This is a genomic window from Virgibacillus senegalensis (assembly GCF_000821245.2).
In the GTDB taxonomy this organism is placed as follows: domain Bacteria; phylum Bacillota; class Bacilli; order Bacillales; family Amphibacillaceae; genus Sediminibacillus; species Sediminibacillus senegalensis.
The window spans coordinates 204855-222775 of sequence record NZ_LN611424.1 but is presented as its reverse complement, the minus strand read 5'-3'; the positions used below and the strand labels follow the sequence as shown (position 1 = coordinate 222775).

At 43.8% G+C, this 17921-nt stretch carries 16 protein-coding genes; 4 read left to right on the top strand and 12 right to left on the bottom strand.

The features are described 5' to 3' along the window. Positions 1-83: 83 nt before the first annotated feature. Positions 84-386, top strand: coding sequence for a HesB/YadR/YfhF family protein (locus tag BN1067_RS05375; RefSeq protein WP_053217867.1), 303 nt, complete (start codon positions 84-86; stop codon positions 384-386). Positions 387-712: 326 nt separating this feature from the next. On the opposite strand, the gene BN1067_RS05370 is transcribed toward BN1067_RS05375, so the two are convergent. Then, positions 713-2203 carry an amidase gene (locus BN1067_RS05370; RefSeq protein WP_053217866.1) on the bottom strand — a complete coding sequence of 497 codons (1491 nt, stop codon included), beginning with the start codon at positions 2201-2203 and terminating at the stop codon, positions 713-715. Positions 2204-2358: 155 nt separating this feature from the next. Here BN1067_RS05370 and BN1067_RS05365 point away from each other — a divergent pair, with 155 nt between their 5' ends. Then, positions 2359-3084 (top strand): DUF421 domain-containing protein, encoded by a 726-nt coding sequence (locus tag BN1067_RS05365; protein ID WP_053217865.1) that lies wholly within the window; start codon positions 2359-2361, stop codon positions 3082-3084. Positions 3085-3087: 3 nt separating this feature from the next. On the opposite strand, the gene BN1067_RS05360 is transcribed toward BN1067_RS05365, so the two are convergent. Next, on the bottom strand, positions 3088-3996 hold the full coding sequence (locus BN1067_RS05360; RefSeq protein ID WP_324777829.1) for a DMT family transporter: 909 nt from the start codon (positions 3994-3996) through the stop codon (positions 3088-3090). Positions 3997-4162: 166 nt separating this feature from the next. Here BN1067_RS05360 and BN1067_RS05355 point away from each other — a divergent pair, with 166 nt between their 5' ends. Further along, a complete protein-coding gene (locus BN1067_RS05355) occupies positions 4163-6184 on the top strand; it encodes a methyl-accepting chemotaxis protein (RefSeq protein WP_110943334.1) in 2022 nt (673 codons plus the stop codon). A 607-nt stretch (positions 6185-6791) separates the two neighbouring features. Here BN1067_RS05355 and BN1067_RS05350 read toward each other — a convergent pair. The 3 genes from BN1067_RS05350 to BN1067_RS05340 all read right to left on the bottom strand — a co-directional run bounded on the left by BN1067_RS05350 (position 6792) and on the right by BN1067_RS05340 (position 11473). Then, complete coding sequence (locus tag BN1067_RS05350) at positions 6792-8777, bottom strand: PTS fructose transporter subunit IIABC (protein WP_053217864.1); 1986 nt, start codon at positions 8775-8777, stop codon at positions 6792-6794. A 111-nt stretch (positions 8778-8888) separates the two neighbouring features. Further along, positions 8889-10847: a BglG family transcription antiterminator gene (locus BN1067_RS05345; RefSeq protein WP_053217863.1), complete on the bottom strand. Its 1959-nt coding sequence runs from the start codon at positions 10845-10847 to the stop codon at positions 8889-8891. 77 nt (positions 10848-10924) lie between these two features. After that, on the bottom strand, positions 10925-11473 hold the full coding sequence (locus BN1067_RS05340) for a 3-dehydroquinate synthase II (RefSeq protein ID WP_110943332.1): 549 nt from the start codon (positions 11471-11473) through the stop codon (positions 10925-10927). Between the two features lie 215 nt (positions 11474-11688). Between BN1067_RS05340 and BN1067_RS05335 the strand changes: the two genes are divergently transcribed. Next, the gene (locus tag BN1067_RS05335; RefSeq protein WP_053217857.1) at positions 11689-12645 is read left to right on the top strand and encodes a DMT family transporter; all 957 of its coding nucleotides are present in this window, start codon (positions 11689-11691) and stop codon (positions 12643-12645) included. Here BN1067_RS05335 and BN1067_RS05330 read toward each other — a convergent pair. From BN1067_RS05330 to BN1067_RS05300, 7 genes are all read right to left on the bottom strand, one after another. Then, positions 12642-12920, bottom strand: a complete 279-nt coding sequence (locus BN1067_RS05330) for a type 1 glutamine amidotransferase family protein (protein ID WP_053217862.1) — start codon at positions 12918-12920, stop codon at positions 12642-12644. The two genes, BN1067_RS05335 and BN1067_RS05330, sit on opposite strands and share 4 nt — an antisense overlap. Positions 12921-12952: 32 nt before the next feature. Then, positions 12953-13414: a membrane lipoprotein lipid attachment site-containing protein gene (locus tag BN1067_RS05325; RefSeq protein ID WP_053217860.1), complete on the bottom strand. Its 462-nt coding sequence runs from the start codon at positions 13412-13414 to the stop codon at positions 12953-12955. A gap of 111 nt (positions 13415-13525) precedes the next feature. Next, positions 13526-13930 (bottom strand): hypothetical protein, encoded by a 405-nt coding sequence (locus BN1067_RS05320; protein ID WP_053217859.1) that lies wholly within the window; start codon positions 13928-13930, stop codon positions 13526-13528. A gap of 1153 nt (positions 13931-15083) precedes the next feature. Beyond that, on the bottom strand, positions 15084-15335 hold the full coding sequence (locus BN1067_RS05315; RefSeq protein ID WP_053217861.1) for a type 1 glutamine amidotransferase family protein: 252 nt from the start codon (positions 15333-15335) through the stop codon (positions 15084-15086). A gap of 32 nt (positions 15336-15367) precedes the next feature. Then, positions 15368-15829 (bottom strand): membrane lipoprotein lipid attachment site-containing protein, encoded by a 462-nt coding sequence (locus BN1067_RS05310; RefSeq protein ID WP_053217860.1) that lies wholly within the window; start codon positions 15827-15829, stop codon positions 15368-15370. 111 nt (positions 15830-15940) lie between these two features. Beyond that, positions 15941-16345 carry a hypothetical protein gene (locus tag BN1067_RS05305; protein ID WP_053217859.1) on the bottom strand — a complete coding sequence of 135 codons (405 nt, stop codon included), beginning with the start codon at positions 16343-16345 and terminating at the stop codon, positions 15941-15943. 1153 nt (positions 16346-17498) lie between these two features. Continuing rightward, positions 17499-17840: a type 1 glutamine amidotransferase family protein gene (locus BN1067_RS05300; RefSeq protein WP_053217858.1), complete on the bottom strand. Its 342-nt coding sequence runs from the start codon at positions 17838-17840 to the stop codon at positions 17499-17501. Between the last annotated feature and the right edge of the window lie 81 nt (positions 17841-17921).

The window sequence follows — 17921 nt, the reverse complement described above, 5'->3', positions numbered from 1 at the left end:
TTTGTCTATTTTTTGTCCAAATACCGTGTATATAGTGAAGTCGAATGCTTTTTGGTATAGTAAAAGGGACAAGGAGGCTCAACATGATTTCCATTACACAACCCGCAGCAAAATGGTACATAAATGAGTTGGATTTGGCCGAAGGTGCAGCTGTACGTTTTTATGCTAGATATGGAGGACACGGCGGAGTCCATAGAGGATTTTCCCTTGCCCTGTCCATCGAGCAGCCCAATAACCCCGCTTTTTCCACCGAGGCATCAGGCATCACCTTTTATGTGGAAGAATCGGATGCCTGGTATTTTGAAGGCCACGATTTCCACATTAAATATAAACGGAAATACGATGAAGTTGAGTTTGTATTTGTACCGAGTGGACCTGCAAATTAAAAAGAGCAGGCAAAAGTCACGGACTTTTGCATCCTTTAGAACAATCCGGCTTTGTTTTTTACCGGAAATTCTTCTTACTTAAACAAATGTTGGGAAGTTCCCCGGCAGTCTGGGCACCGCACGAAAAGCGGTGCTTTTCACTTTTAATAATGGGTGTAGATTACTAATAACGGCCGGCATTACGGCGATTGTTCCTAAACTTCCGGATGAGCGGATAAATAATCGGTCCCCATTTAATCAATCTTTTAATCCATTTCCCCATAAGTGATCCTCCTTTGTTTTAGTTGTTAGTTTTCCTTTTTTAAGAGGATCCTAAACAGAGATCATCATCGTTGATTATTTTTAGTCGCTTTCGTATCCAGCCACATTTCCGTTTTCTCCAGTTGGCCGGCTATTTGCAGCAAGCGGATTTCCCATCCTTTTGGGGCAATAAATTGGACGCCCATCGGCAAGCCGCTGTCTGCCAAATGAACCGGCACGGTCATCGCCGGCTGTCCGGTAAGATTGGCCAGTTGGGTATGCGGTGTATACGTTAAGCTCGGCTCAAACATTTCATAAACGATTTGCTGTTGGTGCTGTTTACTGACACTATCAACCTTTAACAACTGCTCAAATTCCTTAACGGTATGCGTAAGTTCTCCATTTTCCGGTGCAGGATGGGCATTTGCAGGCGTAATATAAAAATCATACGTTTGGTGAAAATCAGCCATGGCGGCTGCAGCTGCATCCCATTCTGCCAGGCTCCGGGAATACTCCGCCGCCGTCACGTTTTGACCAGCCCGGTATAAGACCCATGAGACGATTTCCATATCTTCGAATGTCATTTCCCGGCCGAACGCTTTTTCCAACCCGGTCATCATAGCGGAAATTTCTCCACTGTTCATGATATAGTAATTTTCCATCAGCCTGACACCGTCAATTGAGGGTTCAGTTTCTTCTACGACATGACCCTGTTCCTCGAGCCAACGAACAACTTTATGTACAGCCGTCTCTGCATCCTTACTCACAGGAGTTCCAACCGGCGAAGCCGTCGTATAAGCAATTCGGTATCTGTTTCTTATCGGCAGCTGCATATCCTTCTGGTAATTGCCGTCATACAAGGGGATATGGAATGCCGCTTCCTGCTGAAAGGTCTGTAACAGGTCCAACAGCGCTGCTCCATCCCGGACAGAACGCGTCAGCGCAAAATCGATCGATGCTCCTTGCCATTGTCGTCCGTTGCCCGGACCGACCGGTGTCCTCCCCCTGGTTGGCTTCAAACCGAAAAGGCCAGTAAAGGAAGCGGGTATCCGGATTGATCCGCCCCCGTCACTGGCACCGGCAACCGGCACAATGCCAGATGCCACTGCAGCCGCGGATCCACCGCTGGAACCGCCAGAGGAATGGTTTTTATTCCACGGATTCTTGGTTGCTCCGTATATTTCTGGTTCGGAAATATTTTTCAGACCGAATTCCGGGGTATTGGTTTGTCCAATAAATAAAAAACCGGCTTTTCGAAGGCGTGCCACCAAATGGGAATCTTGTTTGGCAATATTGTTCTGCAGCAAGCGAGAACCTGCGGTCAAAGGCTCCCCCGTGATTGCCTGCGAAATATCCTTCAATGCCATCGGCACCCCGGCAAATGGCTGGGCATTGATATCAACCTGCTCTGCTTCTTGAAATGCCTTTTCTTTGCGGGAACGGATGACAGCATTCAATTCCGGATTCACTGCTTCCAGTCGTTGATAAGCTGCTTCCAGCAGTTCCTTCGGTTTCACCTGTTTTTGTTTAATCAGTTCCGCCAGCCCGACGGCATCATATTGGGTATATGTCTCCATCCTTGTCCCTCCTGAGTTTCAGCTGAATTGCTTTTCTTCTATTTTGCATTACCTTGTGTCAGCGATAAAGTCAAAGGCCCTCTTCCTGCATAAAATCGGCATCAATAAGGAAATGTAACTACCACCTGGACTCTAAAAAAAGGTGTGAATAGAATATGGCTGAATTTTTGAAAGATGCCGCACTTGTCCTTTTCCGAATTGTCACGATCCTGCCTTTGCTGTTACTTATTACATTATTTATGGGAAAACGGGCAATTGGTGAGCTTCCGGTCTTTGACTTTTTAATCGTATTGACCATCGGTGCAGTCGTTGGAGCAGATATTGCAGATCCCGGAATCGACCATTTACCTACAGCTGTAGCCATTATAGGAATTGCCTTGCTGCAGCGTCTCGTAGCCAGGTGGAAATTATCGAGCCGTAAATTCGGCAAACTTGTAACCTTCGAACCGACTGTTGTCATACAGAACGGGAAGCTTTTACGAGGAAACATGAAAAAAATACATTACTCAATCGACAATATCTTACAGATGCTGCGGGAAAAGGATGTCTTTGATATTTCTGAAGTGGAAACGGCTGTCATCGAGGCGAACGGTTCGCTTAGTTTACTGAAAAAACCTCAAAAAAGTGTTGTAACACGGGAAGACATGGCCATTCCGAAACAAGCAGCGAGCATCGCTTATCCTGTCGTCATCGAAGGAACCGTCTACCATTCTGTTCTGGAACAATTCCATGTCGACCAGAACTGGCTGCTGAACCAGCTATCCGCTCAAAACATCCATGGATTGGATACCATTTTTCTCGCGACCATCGATCATCAATTACGACTGCATGTTTCCTTGAAGGATGAATCGTCTGACGACTTGCCGCCCATCCATCATTAGCTTCTACGATTCGTTTTCCTTCAACTTCCCGTTCTGTCGAATTGCTTCCCCCTCACTCGTTAAGACTACCATGCCGCTTAAAAGAATCAACATACCTAGCCAGGATAAACCGGTCAGCGTCTCCCCGACCAAAAATACACCAAGCATAGCTGCTGTCAACGGCTCTGCCAGGGACAAGGTAACGGCAGTGGAAGATCGGATCCTCCTGAGACCGAGAGAAAACAGAAGGTAGGCGGCACTAGTCGCTGCAACACCGAGATGAAGCCCTACTAAAGCACCCTGCCATTCCTTCAGCCATGTCATATCCATGATAAAAAGCAGCGGAGCCAGCAGCAATGCACTGCCCATAAAGACAAGCGCCGTAATGGACAAGGCGGAGTGTGTTTCCATTAACTGTTTACTTGCCAGAGAGTAAATGGCAAATGACAAGCCGGCACCAAGCGCAAGCAGTACTCCCACTGGCCGGACAGTCACCGTGCCAGTATTGGCAAACAATAAAAGACATCCGGCAACTGCCATCAGCGTCGCTATCCCCCAACGCATTGTTTGCCGTTTTCGATAAATCACCAGTTCCAGAAGCCCTGCCAAAACCGGGGCGCTGCCAATCGCTGTCACTGTTCCGACAGCCACACCAGTCATTGTCACTGCCGAAAAAAACAGCGGCTGGTAACAAGCCATACTGATCATGGCCGGCAAAGCCTGCCGCCATGCTATTCCCTTCCATAAACGGATCTCCCACCCAAATACCAGCAGTAACAATAAAAGCGTCCCGCCTCCGACAGCAAGTCGGATAGCACCCACAGCCACCGGATGGGCCGTTTCAGGTGCAAATGTCTGGGCTGTCCCTGTAGTCCCCCATAGTATCGCTGCTCCTATGACAAGCAGGAATGGCATCCTCTCTTTCATCAACATCAAGCAACCCTTCTATCAAAAATCTAATAATTCTTTCTATTAAGTATAAATAATTATGAATATTTTGACGATATAAAAACAAGAACTGCTGCTTTATACCTACTCGAGACGAAATGTTTTGGAGAAAGGAGCAAACCAGACACAAGCAGACAAAGGAGGCAATTTTATGACAACATCGACAAAAAAGCAGAAAAACAAGGGGAATTTCTTTTCAAAAACACTACAGCGACAAATCTTGATTCCGCTAATCACCCTGATATTGGCGGCTGGTGCGGGTATCGGCTATATAAGCTACACCTTCAGTGCCTCTCTTACCACTAATGAACTTTCCAACAGTATTGAAAGCCAAACGAACGTTTTAAATGAATCCTTCGAAAGCTTTTTCCAGGGGCAGGAACAGATTATTAACCATTATGCCGAGCAAAATGAATTTACCCATTTTGATGAGCAGCGCAGTGACCTGATGGACTCCTTAACAAATATTTCTTCTTCCAGTGACGCCATATCTGTTGCTTACCTCGGCACCGAACAAGAAGGGGAAATGCTGACCTCCCCTGAATTGAACCTGGATGATGACTATGACCCCAGAACGCGGCCCTGGTACCAGAATGCGACAGAAAACATCGGCGAAGTCATTTGGACAGAGCCATATATTGATGCTGATACCGGAGATTTAATCGTCAGTACGGCAAAAGCGGTCGAAGCGGAGTCTGGGACTGTTGGTGTTTTGTCGCTTGATATCAATATGCAGACCGTTCTGGACATGATCAATGCCGTAGAAATAGGGGATTCCGGTTATGCAGCTATCATGGACCAATCGGGTACATTCGTCGTGCATCCAGATGAAGCATATATCGGAGAGGACGTGTCAGAAGAATCGTTTTATCAACAGATCATTGATCAAAACAGCCCTTCCGGAGCAGTTGATTATTCCTGGGAAGGAGCCGAAAAAGCAGCTGGGTTCACCTTGAATGACCGGTTGAACTGGATTATTATCGGCACCGTGGACAAATCTGAACTGGCGAAAAAATCCCAGCCGATTCTGATACCGATTGCTATTAGCATTTTGGTTGTTTTGGTATTGTCCGCTCTTCTAACCTGGATCATCGCCGGAAGGATTACCCGTCCGATTAAAACGTTACAGGAAAAAATGAAGACGGTGGAAGAGGGAGATTTATCCGTTGACTTAACGCACGATAGCAGCAATGAAGTCGGACAGCTTTCCCAATCGATTAATCAAATGAAAGAGAGCCTTCGCTCGATTATCCGCAATGTGACCGGGGCTACTACTGCGGTTTCCGACCAAAGCTCACAGTTGACCAGAGCGGCGGACGAAGTGAAGGAAGGAAGCCGGCAAATTGCTTCTACGATGCAGGAACTGACTTCCGGGGCCGAGACACAGGCAAATAGCTCTACGGAATTGTCGGAAATGATGACGGACTTCCTGGCAAAAATAAATCAGGCCCACGAAGGTGGGGAGCAAATTGCCGGCACATCGGATGACGTACTTCAGATGACCAAAAATGGAAGCTCCATGATGGAAAAATCGGTTACCCAGATGAAAAACATTGAAGGGATTGTCAAAGAAGCTGTAGCAAAAGTACAGGGATTGGATGCTCAATCACAGCAGATTTCCAAATTGATCAATGTGATTAACGATATAGCAGAACAAACGAATTTGTTATCATTGAATGCAGCCATTGAAGCAGCTCGCGCCGGAGAGCATGGCAAGGGCTTTGCCGTCGTGGCCAACGAAGTGCGTAAGCTAGCTGAACAGGTTTCCAACTCTGTCGGGGACATTACCGAAATTGTCGGCAATATCCAGCATGAGTCCAGCAGCGTGGCAGATTCCCTTGAAGCTGGCTATAAGGAAGTCGATGAAGGATCACGGCAAATCGAGGAGACCGGTGAGACATTCCAGGAAATTGATCAATCAGTGAGAAAGATGGTAGAAAGCATTCAGCATATTTCCGCTAACCTGCGGGACATTGCCGAAAACAGCAACAGCATGAATGAATCGATCCAGGAAATTGCAGCGGTCTCAGAGGAATCGGCAGCAGGCATTGAACAGGCATCAGCCTCTGCTCAGCAATCGACCAGTGCAATGGAGGAAGTTTCCGAAAATGCAGGTGAGCTGTCCAGACTGGCAGAAGAATTAGAGGAACAGACAACTAAATATAAGGCATAAAGAGATTGCCCATAAACAAGTGAAAAACGTGAAGGATTCCTATTTCTTCACGTTTTTTTCTCGGTTTGAAATAAAGTGGTAATCAACCGTTACGGCAACATTCTTCGCTTTCCGCGGGCACGGCCTCAGCTTCATCAGAAGCACACCCCGCTTCTTGCGGGATCTTCGGACGCGTGCTGGTCCCGCTGGAATCTCCGTATGCTGCCTATGCTGATCCATCGGTCCTTATTATATTACTCTGGTTTTCTAGGGCAATTGAAACGGAATCAAAACGTAAACAACAGGTTTCGATAGCTTAATTGCATACAATACACAAACTTTTAGCGGAGGAAATACCTGAGACCCCTGCGGGAGGAGTTGCCTCGGTGAGATCCCGCAGAGCTTTAGCTCGAGGAAGCTCACCAGCCGCCCGTGGAAAGCGTAGGGTATTTCCACAGCGAGAAAAGCACTCCGATAAGGATGGAAGGAAGTCATCCAAAGTTAGTAGGCATTTATTTAGTAAGCAAAAAACACGCTCGGGTTCATTTCCAAGCGTGTTTCCTTCTGTTTGTATTGTTTTTTATCATACTAAAAATTAATAGCTTTAGTATTCGGTTTGAGCATTACCTCATTGTACTTGCTCAAGCAGCTTATAAGCTTCTTCCTTTGTTTGCACTTGCAACAGCTGTTCCCGGAAACTTTCATCCATCAACTTACGGGATAGCATCTGCAATATTTTCAAATGCGCATTGCCCTCGGCTTCTTCCGGCACGGCAATCAGGAAAATCAGTTTGGCTGCAGTGCCATCCATACTGTTCCAGTCGACTCCGTCCGGCTTTCTGCCAAATACGACACTTGGACGCTTTACGGCATTTGATTTTCCGTGCGGTATGGCAATATTCATGCCAATTCCGGTTGTACTTTCCTGTTCCCGCTCGATGATTTTCTGTTTAAAAGCTTGCGGGGACGTCAACAGTCCATTGGCATCCAACTTATTGATTAGTTCATCCAAGACTTCATCCTGCGTGTTTCCCTGCAAATCAATATCGATCAACGCGGGACTCGTAATATCCGTCAGTTTATTGATTTCCTCTTGTGACGAACCTGTTTGCTGTTGCTTCCCAGCTGTTTCTGCTGGTGTAAGGTTGTCCGTGGCTAATTGTTCGCTAGCATCTTCTTCATAAACATTGGGCTCCGAGCCATCTGTTACATGTCCATCCTGAACGTCTTTCTTTATCAACTTGACCATCAATGCCGTAACGAAGGCACCGACAATTATCGCAATGAAAAACATGATGACATTGTCCACAGCACCCAGGACACCGACAATCGGTCCGCCATGTGCCACCCGGTCACCGACATTTCCTAACATCGCGATAACCGAACCAGTCATGGATCCGACCATAATACTTGGAATGACACGCAATGGGTCTTGGGCGGCAAACGGAATCGCTCCTTCGGTTATGCCAAACAAGCCCATGGTAAAGGAAGCCTTCCCTGTTTCGATTTCGTTTTTTTGGAACTTCCGTTTAAATAGGAAGGTAGCAAGGCCAAGTCCGATTGGCGGAATGGCAATCGCTGCCGCAATGGGCCCCATTATTTCATAATTGCCTTCCCCAATCATTGCTGAACCAAATAAGAATGCTACTTTATTTACCGGCCCGCCCATATCGAATGAAATCATTGCTCCTAAAATTAACGCTAACAGGATGGAACTGGTTCCCTGCATACCCGCCAACCAGGTGGTCAAGGATTCAAATACTTGTGCTACCGGTCCACCAATGAAAAATACGAATGCCAAGCCAACAATGAGTGATGAAAAGACCGGAATGATGATAATCGGCATAATCGGCTGCACTGCTTTCGGCACTTTTAACTTTTTAATCCACAAGGCCACATATCCTGCCAGGAAACCAGCAATGATACCACCTAGAAAACCAGCCCCCGCTTCACTATTATAGAAGCTTCCGTTAGCAGCAATGTAGCCGCCGATAATACCAGGGGCAAGACCGGGACGATCAGCGATACTGAAGGCGATAAAACCGGCCAAAATTGGCACCATAAAGGTAAACGATGCGCCTCCGATGCTTTCAATTGTTTTCCAAAACGAGCCTTCTGGTATTTGGATCCCTTCAGGTGTTTGTTGTCCGCCCAGCGATAAAGCGATTGCAATCAAAAGACCGCCGACTACAATGAATGGAATCATGTAGGAAACACCATTCATCAAATGACGATATACCGGATTTTCCTTCTCCTTCTTTTTCGGACGATTCGCTTCACTTGGAGATTCCCCCTGTCCCTGATATACAGGTACACCTCCGCTGATCACTTTATTGATTAGCTGCTTTGGTTGTCGTATCCCTTCCTGGACACCAACTACCAACAGCTTTTTACCGGAGAACCGATCCTTTTCTACTGTTTTGTCAGCAGCGATAATGATGCCGTCTGCTTCTTCTATTTCTTGTTCGGTAAATTCATTTTCCACTCCAATAGAACCTTGTGTTTCAACTTTTATCTCTACGCCCAATTCGTCGGCTGCTTTTTGCAGATTTTCTGCTGCCATATAAGTATGGGCTATCCCATTGGGGCAGGAAGTAATCGCTAACAATTTCATCCTGATTCCTCCTAACTTCGTAATCGCTTACATTCACTATACCCCATATTGCCTGGGCCAAAAGTTTCGATTTTTTCCACTGCTCCGGAAAAATTGGTTTTTATAATCGTTTTATAAACGGCTGATAAATTGCTGCTTATCGGTTTCCTTAATTAGTCGTTCCACTTTTCCTGGCTGCTCCGTGAGATCCGACAATTCTTTAAAAATTTCCCGTACGTTAGGATGATCATTCGGCACTGCCAGCATAAACACGAGTGAAACCTTGCCTTCACCCCATTCCAATGGCTCTTGTAAGGTGGCCACAGCAATTGCCGGGGATTTAATCAAATCCGGACTGCCGTGCGGAATGGCAATGCCTGCTCCAATATTCGTATCAGACAGCTGTTCCCGGTTGATTGCTCTGTGTGCATACTTCTTATCGACAATGCCTTGCTCGAACAATTGATTGGCCAACAGTTCAATCACTTCATAACGGTGTTCCCGCTCTAGTTGCAAAGACACCAGAGAGTAATCCATCAATTCTGCAAGATGGGAACCCGATGATGTTATCGCTTGCTTTTGTCCGGAACCGGACTGCAGCTGACCGATAAAAGAAGCAAGCTTATCCATTTCATGCGCTTCCATCAGTGGGGATATTTGAATTGCCGGAATGTCCGTTTCTTCTACTGGTACAGTGGATACGATAAAATCAACCGGATGGTCGGCGAGATACTGTTTTACGTTATACTTCGCAACACTATCGATGACTTCAACTTCCGGGAACTTCCCTTCCAGCTTTGTCCTCAGCAACTGGGATACCCCCACTCCCATATGGCATACGACAATGGCTCGGAGCCTATTTACCTGCTGGTTACGCAGCCGCTCGATCGACGTTTGAAAATGAATCGTCAGATAGGCAGCCTCCTCTTCCGGCAGAGAAAAATCAAACTGTTCGTTGATATCCTCTAAAATATAAATCACCATATCAAACATATAGGGGTACATCTGTTTTATGTCCTGCAGCATCGGATTTTTAACAGGCAACCCGTAAGTAATCCGGTTTACAGTAGAAGATAAATGAAGGATGAGACCTTCTTTCAACTGGTCATCATCGGTAAAATCAATCATCGTCACTTCCGCCATGCGTGCTGTCAGCTTATTTACCAGGTCGTTCATCAGCGGGACCTGGCTGATCCAAGTAGAATCAGGATGGTTGCCGGGTAGGATTTGGTAACGCAGTTTTGCACCGAGAATATGAAAAGCGAGATAATAAATCTCATCTTCCGGAAACCGGACCGCAAATACATCGGCAATTTTCTCAAGAAACTCGACAGCCCATCGAAGCTCTTCTTTATCCTGCAGCATCTGCTTCTCTTTGGCCGAGATACCTATCGGTTGTCTCGTTTTTACACGTTTAATCATAACGAGAACATGAATCGTCAGCCGATCAAATGTATCATCCGTAAAGGAAAGCTGATGTCTTACTTGTAGTTCATCCAGTTCCTTTTTTATCAACCGGATATCAGCATCGGCAAACTTGGTTTTCATAAATTCAGCAATCGGCATTGGCTCCTGGCTGCCGAGCCTTGTCAACTCAGAGAGAGCAAGACGAATGTTTTTCTCTTTACCTTGAACGATATGCCCTACCTTTTGTTTGGAAATGACCGTAATATTCATTTTGCTCAGCCACTCGCGGATTTTATCCAAGTCTTTCCGAATCGCAGCTTTGTTTAAAAAATATTTATCAGCAAGCGCTCCGGTGGTAATCGGCTTGGTACTGGTCAACAATTCGTAAGCCATTTCCATCCTGCGGTCGCCATCGGACTTACGTTCATCCATTGGCTTCAGCGATTGCAATTGGTCGAAAAGCCTGGATTTATCCGGTCCCTCGATTTTTATATAAATTCCTAAACCAGGCTTTTTGTCTAGACGTCCCTGGGAATAATCCACCAGGAAGCGATCCAGCCGCTTTAAATCATTACGTATCGTTTTCTCCGAGCATTGGAAATGCTTAGCCAATGTTTCTACCTGAATATAGTTATCGTTTCGTGTCAGCAGAAACCGTAATAACTCGTGTTGTCGATCATTCATTTTGTTCACCCTATCACATGTCATAACGTATCCTTAAACGGAATAGCTATTTATCCTTTTCTCTTCTATTGCCCATATTACCGTTCCTCTATGAATTCGTCGATTTTTTTCCCCAGGTGTCTTCCCGGCTGATCTATTTTTCCGGCAATTCTGTCTCCCGTCTTCAGATTCCTAACCGAAACCACACCTTTTTCGGCTTCCTCCACATAAACACTGGTGGAGGACTGCAAGGTAGCAGATACAATCATTCCATCACGCTGGCAAGTAATACGCAGAAGCGGACGTTTTTCTATTTTCACGCGGCCGATCGATATGGCCCGGTTCTCTTGACGGCTGCTAACAGTCAGTGCTTCTCCAGACTCTATTTCCTGTAAATACTTACTGGCATCTTCCTGGTATACATACTGATGAAATCCCCCACCATTGATCCGAAACGGACGTGGAGGATACCCTTCCGACTGCCTGTTTTCGGAAAGAACCTTCAAATAGCCATGACCAGTATTGCCGATGTACAGTCCTTCGTCCAGCTTTAGTGCATCGATAAAATCAATGCATACTCGCATTCCCTCTCCGACCTCTTTGATTTCGACGACTTCCAAATAGTTTGGCTGTACTCCTTTTTCCACGATACCATCCTTTCCTGCTTACACGTCTTCTCTCAGTGTACAAAATCAGTTGTTTACAGGAAACCTTTCGACTTTCGGAAGCAGAAGCTCGTGCAAACGTCAGTGCGATGATTATTTTCATTCCCCTTCTATATAGGTGAAAAGAAAGTAACATGGATACCCGAAACTATAGTAAAATGGTTCGCATATCCAATGAAATACTGGAGGTTATGTACATGCGGGTGTTGATGATCGGACTTTTAGCTGCTTTATTTTTTTCTGTTACCTTTATCCTGAACCGGTCGATGGAGCTGGAAGGTGGTAGCTGGGTGTGGAGCGCTTCTTTGCGTTTTTTCTTTATGCTGCCCATACTGCTTGCCATCGTTGGTTTCCAAAGAAAAATCAAGCCAGTGCTGATACACTTAAAAAATCATCCCATTTCCTGGGTTGTTTGGAGCTCTGTCGGATTTGGCTTGTTTTATGCACCAATCGCCTTTGCCACCGTTTACGGTCCGGGCTGGCTCGTTGCCGCGACTTTTCAACTGACGATCATTGCAGGCTCCCTGCTCGTCCCATTCCTTAATAAAGAACAGGAATTAAAACAATCAATCCCTTTAAAAAGCGTGTTTATTTCCGCCATCATTTTAGGTGGCGTCATCCTCATGCAGATGGAGCATGCTTCATCTGTACCGCTGGCAAGTATTTGGTTATGTACGATCCCGTTAATTATTTCCGCCTTTAGTTATCCTTTAGGAAATCGGAAAATGATGCAAATCGTAGGAAGTGACCTCCATACCTTTCAACGCATTCTCGGCATGACCATCGCCAGTATGCCGTTTTGGCTGATTTTGTCCGTATATGGTGCGATCGCACATGGCGCTCCCTCTTCCAGCCAGCTTGGGCAGACATTTATTGTCGCTGTCTCTTCCGGCGTGATTGCAACCGGATTGTTCTTCTATGCTACCAACCTTGTTAAGCACGATACGCAAAAATTGGCTGGTGTCGAGGCTACCCAGTCAGGAGAAGTGGTTTTTGCCTTGATCGGGGAAATAATCTTCCTTCATGCCGCAATGCCGAGTCCGCTCTCCCTTTTGGGGGTATTTCTCGTCATTGGCGGGATGGTGCTGCACAGTTTGAACAGCGGCGCCCCACGAAAAGAAAAAACAGAAACAAAGCTGTCCAACATTAATTAACCTGGAGGGGAATTCCCCTCCAGGTCGCTGTCAGCCTTATAAAATCTCTCTGTCCCAATGGCGATGTTTTGCGGTCGCTTGGCGGAGCCGCTCGGCAAACCCGGTTGTACCACTCCCGGACTATCTTCCATTCCATTTGCTTCGAGAAGCTTTCTGCCTTCGTGGGTAGCTCCAATTGTTTTATAATGCGAGAATGCTTCCATAACGAAGTAGGCAGCCTGTTTATAAAAGGCTTTGTTCTCCTCGCCGCCCGCTGCGTACACCGCGTCGAACAATACGGAATCTGCTTAAAAATGCAACTTATCTTTTATAAATCCTTTTCATATAGTGCTAATAAGTAATCTTCTGTGATCACCAAGTCACTTTTTACAATCTCATCATCTATTATTTCCCACTTATCATTTTTAATATTAAAGTTTATATTATATACCTGGTTATCACCATAATACTTTTTTCTTACCAAAATCCCCTTATTACCATCGATAAATGCAACCGGTATTACATCCCCTTCTTCCCCATCTTCAAATAAAATATTAAAACTTTTCTCATCGTATTCTAGTTCATCATACAAAAATGTACTATATCCTTTCAAACTCATATTATTAGTTAATTCAAAATCAGATTTTACCTCGTTTTTTAGTATCGACATATAAATATCAAAATCTATCTCGTTGGTATCTACATCTTTTTCTTCTGATACTTCCATTGAATTGGCGGAACAACCCGTAACATAAAAAAGTATTAGTAAAATGAACACTAATTTTTTCATCTATCTATTCACCTCGTATATCGATTTTATTAAGAACTTAAGATATCCTTGTCATTTAACTCTTAAATAAGAAGGTAGCCTTAGGCTACCTTCTTATTTAAGAGTTAGTGATTAGTGATATGCACGTACATACTTTTCAACACTTTCTTGATCGGAATCATTTCCACCATAGTTATAATAAGCTGTTCCGAAAGAAACCATTTTCCATAATGCTGCGGTGTTTGAATATTCATAATTGGTTATACTTGCTGAATAAGTAGAGGAATCAGAGTAACCGGATTTGCTACCTTTACCTATGCCATTTCTATATAGTTGAAACCTATAATAGACTTTATCCACTTCATCTGCTCTTCCTCCATTAAATCCACCACTTCCTCTTACCCCCGTATCACCACCAGCATCAAAAGTGGAAATCGATGCATTAGCAGTAGGAGCAGCATTGGTTTCTATAGTACTAAATCCCATTAAGCTAACCAGTACTATAGCAAAAGTAAATAAAAACTTCATTTTTTTCATATATTTTCCTCCTCTCTCAAATTTATCTTAATACTATTTAGTTTAGGTATAGGTGTCAACGGTTTCTACCATATTTACCAATAAAACCCACAAAAATCTAATTATCGACATTATTCACATGCTAAAACAGTGCTTATTGCTGAAGCCTGAATGAACTAGAAGAGAATCAAATAAAAGAATAATAGGGAAATGTAAACGAACCGCCTCCCATTTCGGAAGATGATCTGGTTTTCCTAGTAAGACCTTGGCCGAGAGAATAGGTACAAAATATCGCAGGGAACCCGAGGCGATCCGTTTGATAACTTTCCTTTAGTTGTTAATCTATTAATGATCCATTGCAATACACAAGCGCAAAACAACTTACTATGCGAACATTGAATATACCAACGTTACAGGTGAAGCAAAGTGGTAAGGAAGAGCTTTTATAGGCGATAGACCCTTTGAAATTAGAAGGAGATCCTCCGTAGTAACCAGTTTGTCCCACAACTTTCGTTTCTCATAAATCTAGCGGTGAAATACCTCATTCAGCTTACGGGCAATCCGAAGCTCCTCCAATAGTTTTAAATATCTTCCTAAATACAAGCGTTGCCTGTCATTGAACTCTTCTTAAGATCGACCATAATGACAGGTTTCCTAAGACCTTTCGTACAGCCAATTTGAATCTGTTGCTCATGTCCTTAGAGCAAAAGTACCATCGGAATTAAATAGCCTTATTACGTTTAATGCTTGGAGCATTCTTTAGTTAACCAAGGTTTAAAAGGGCACGGAGGGGTTAATGATTGAGGAGAAAATTTGAGAAATCCGATGTCTGGGAATTATTAACATGGATCCGGAAATTTTCATGTTGACCGGAAGGTTGGTGGTTTGGTTAGTAAGAGGAATAGGCAGATTGATCGGTCACATTTTTGAGGCTATTTAAGACTATTCAAAGTTCTAATGTAGACGAAGCACTTTTATGTCGTTCGGAAGGGGAAATAATCTTTCTTCATGCCGCAATGCCCAGCCCGCTCTCCCTTTTGGGGGTATTTCTCGTCATTGGCGGGATGGTGCTGCACAGTTTGAACAGCGGCGCCGCACGAAAAGAAAAAACAGAAACAAAGCTGTCCAACATTAATTAACCTGGAGGGGAATTCCCCTCCAGGTCGCTGTCACCTTATAAAATCTCTCTGTCCCAATGGCGATGTTTTGCGGTCGCTTGGCGGAGCCGCTCGGCAAACCCGGTTGTATCTTTACCTGAAACCACTCCCGGACTATCTTCCATTCCATTTGCTTCGAGAAGCTTTCTGCCTTCGTGGGTAGCTCCAATTGTTTTATAATGCGAGAATGCTTCCATAACGAAGTAGGCAGCCTGTTTATAAAAGGCTTTGTTCTCCTCGCCGCCCGCTGCGTACACCGCGTCGAACAATACGGAATCTGCTTAAAAATGCAACTTATCTTTTATAAATCCTTTTCATATAGTGCTAATAAGTAATCTTCTGTGATCACCAAGTCACTTTTTACAATCTCATCATCTATTATTTCCCACTTATCATTTTTAATATTAAAGTTTATATTATATACCTGGTTATCACCATAATACTTTTTTCTTACCAAAATCCCCTTATTACCATCGATAAATGCAACCGGTATTACATCCCCTTCTTCCCCATCTTCAAATAAAATATTAAAACTTTTCTCATCGTATTCTAGTTCATCATACAAAAATGTACTATATCCTTTCAAACTCATATTATTAGTTAATTCAAAATCAGATTTTACCTCGTTTTTTAGTATCGACATATAAATATCAAAATCTATCTCGTTGGTATCTACATCTTTTTCTTCTGATACTTCCATTGAATTGGCGGAACAACCCGTAACATAAAAAAGTATTAGTAAAATGAACACTAATTTTTTCATCTATCTATTCACCTCGTATATCGATTTTATTAAGAACTTAAGATATCCTTGTCATTTAACTCTTAAATAAGAAGGTAGCCTTAGGCTACCTTCTTATTTAAGAGTTAGTGATTAGTGATATGCACGTACATACTTTTCAACACTTTCTTGATCGGAATCATTTCCACCATAGTTATAATAAGCTGTTCCGAAAGAAACCATTTTCCATAATGCTGCGGTGTTTGAATATTCATAATTGGTTATACTTGCTGAATAAGTAGAGGAATCAGAGTAACCGGATTTGCTACCTTTACCTATGCCATTTCTATATAGTTGAAACCTATAATAGACTTTATCCACTTCATCTGCTCTTCCTCCATTAAATCCACCACTTCCTCTTACCCCCGTATCACCACCAGCATCAAAAGTGGAAATCGATGCATTAGCAGTAGGAGCAGCATTGGTTTCTATAGTACTAAATCCCATTAAGCTAACCAGTACTATAGCAAAAGTAAATAAAAACTTCATTTTTTTCATATATTTTCCTCCTCTCTCAAATTTATCTTAATACTATTTAGTTTAGGTATAGGTGTCAACGGTTTCTACCATATTTACCAATAAAACCCACAAAAATCTAATTATCGACATTATTCACATGCTAAAACAGTGCTTATTGCTGAAGCCTGAATGAACTAGAAGAGAATCAAATAAAAGAATAATAGGGAAATGTAAACGAACCGCCTCCCATTTCGGAAGATGATCTGGTTTTCCTAGTAAGACCTTGGCCGAGAGAATAGGTACAAAATATCGCAGGGAACCCGAGGCGATCCGTTTGATAACTTTCCTTTAGTTGTTAATCTATTAATGATCCATTGCAATACACAAGCGCAAAACAACTTACTATGCGAACATTGAATATACCAACGTTACAGGTGAAGCAAAGTGGTAAGGAAGAGCTTTTATAGGCGATAGACCCTTTGAAATTAGAAGGAGATCCTCCGTAGTAACCAGTTTGTCCCACAACTTTCGTTTCTCATAAATCTAGCGGTGAAATACCTCATTCAGCTTACGGGCAATCCGAAGCTCCTCCAATAGTTTTAAATATCTTCCTAAATACAAGCGTTGCCTGTCATTGAACTCTTCTTAAGATCGACCATAATGACAGGTTTCCTAAGACCTTTCGTACAGCCAATTTGAATCTGTTGCTCATGTCCTTAGAGCAAAAGTACCATCGGAATTAAATAGCCTTATTACGTTTAATGCTTGGAGCATTCTTTAGTTAACCAAGGTTTAAAAGGGCACGGAGGGGTTAATGATTGAGGAGAAAATTTGAGAAATCCGATGTCTGGGAATTATTAACATGGATCCGGAAATTTTCATGTTGACCGGAAGGTTGGTGGTTTGGTTAGTAAGAGGAATAGGCAGATTGATCGGTCACATTTTTGAGGCTATTTAAGACTATTCAAAGTTCTAATGTAGACGAAGCACTTTTATGTCGTTCGGAAGGGGAAATAATCTTTCTTCATGCCGCAATGCCCAGCCCGCTCTCCCTTTTGGGGGTATTTCTCGTCATTGGCGGGATGGTGCTGCACAGTTTGAACAGCGGCGCCGCACGAAAAGAAAAAACAGAAACAAAGCTGTCCAACATTAATTAACCTGGAGGGGAATTCCCCTCCAGGTCGCTGTCACCTTATAAAATCTCTCTGTCCCAATGGCGATGTTTTGCGGTCGCTTGGCGGAGCCGCTCGGCAAACCCGGTTGTATCTTTACCTGAAACCACTCCCGGACTATCTTCCATTCCATTTGCTTCCAGAAGCTTTCTGCCTTCGTGGGTAGCTCCAATTGTTTTATAATGCGAGAATGCTTCCATAACGAAGTAGGCAGCCTGTTTATAAAAGGCTTTGTTCTCCTCGCCGCCCGCTGCGTACACCGCGTCGAACAATACGGAATCTGCTGTCAGGAAAGTGTGATCGACGTCTANTTTCGACGACTTCCAAATAGTTTGGCTGTACTCCTTTTTCCACGATACCATCCTTTCCTGCTTACACGTCTTCTCTCAGTGTACAAAATCAGTTGTTTACAGGAAACCTTTCGACTTTCGGAAGCAGAAGCT

Excerpts from the sequence above, each read along its gene's own strand:
- BN1067_RS05375 (WP_053217867.1), top strand. The coding sequence starts at position 84 with ATGATTTCCATTACACAACCCGCAGCAAAATGGTACATAAATGAGTTG.
- BN1067_RS05370 (WP_053217866.1), bottom strand. The coding sequence starts at position 2,203 with ATGGAGACATATACCCAATATGATGCCGTCGGGCTGGCGGAACTGATT.
- BN1067_RS05365 (WP_053217865.1), top strand. The coding sequence starts at position 2,359 with ATGGCTGAATTTTTGAAAGATGCCGCACTTGTCCTTTTCCGAATTGTC.
- BN1067_RS05360 (WP_324777829.1), bottom strand. The coding sequence starts at position 3,996 with ATGTTGATGAAAGAGAGGATGCCATTCCTGCTTGTCATAGGAGCAGCG.
- BN1067_RS05355 (WP_110943334.1), top strand. The coding sequence starts at position 4,163 with ATGACAACATCGACAAAAAAGCAGAAAAACAAGGGGAATTTCTTTTCA.
- BN1067_RS05350 (WP_053217864.1), bottom strand. The coding sequence starts at position 8,777 with ATGAAATTGTTAGCGATTACTTCCTGCCCCAATGGGATAGCCCATACT.
- BN1067_RS05345 (WP_053217863.1), bottom strand. The coding sequence starts at position 10,847 with ATGAATGATCGACAACACGAGTTATTACGGTTTCTGCTGACACGAAAC.
- BN1067_RS05335 (WP_053217857.1), top strand. The coding sequence starts at position 11,689 with ATGCGGGTGTTGATGATCGGACTTTTAGCTGCTTTATTTTTTTCTGTT.
- BN1067_RS05325 (WP_053217860.1), bottom strand. The coding sequence starts at position 13,414 with ATGAAAAAATTAGTGTTCATTTTACTAATACTTTTTTATGTTACGGGT.
- BN1067_RS05320 (WP_053217859.1), bottom strand. The coding sequence starts at position 13,930 with ATGAAAAAAATGAAGTTTTTATTTACTTTTGCTATAGTACTGGTTAGC.
- BN1067_RS05310 (WP_053217860.1), bottom strand. The coding sequence starts at position 15,829 with ATGAAAAAATTAGTGTTCATTTTACTAATACTTTTTTATGTTACGGGT.
- BN1067_RS05305 (WP_053217859.1), bottom strand. The coding sequence starts at position 16,345 with ATGAAAAAAATGAAGTTTTTATTTACTTTTGCTATAGTACTGGTTAGC.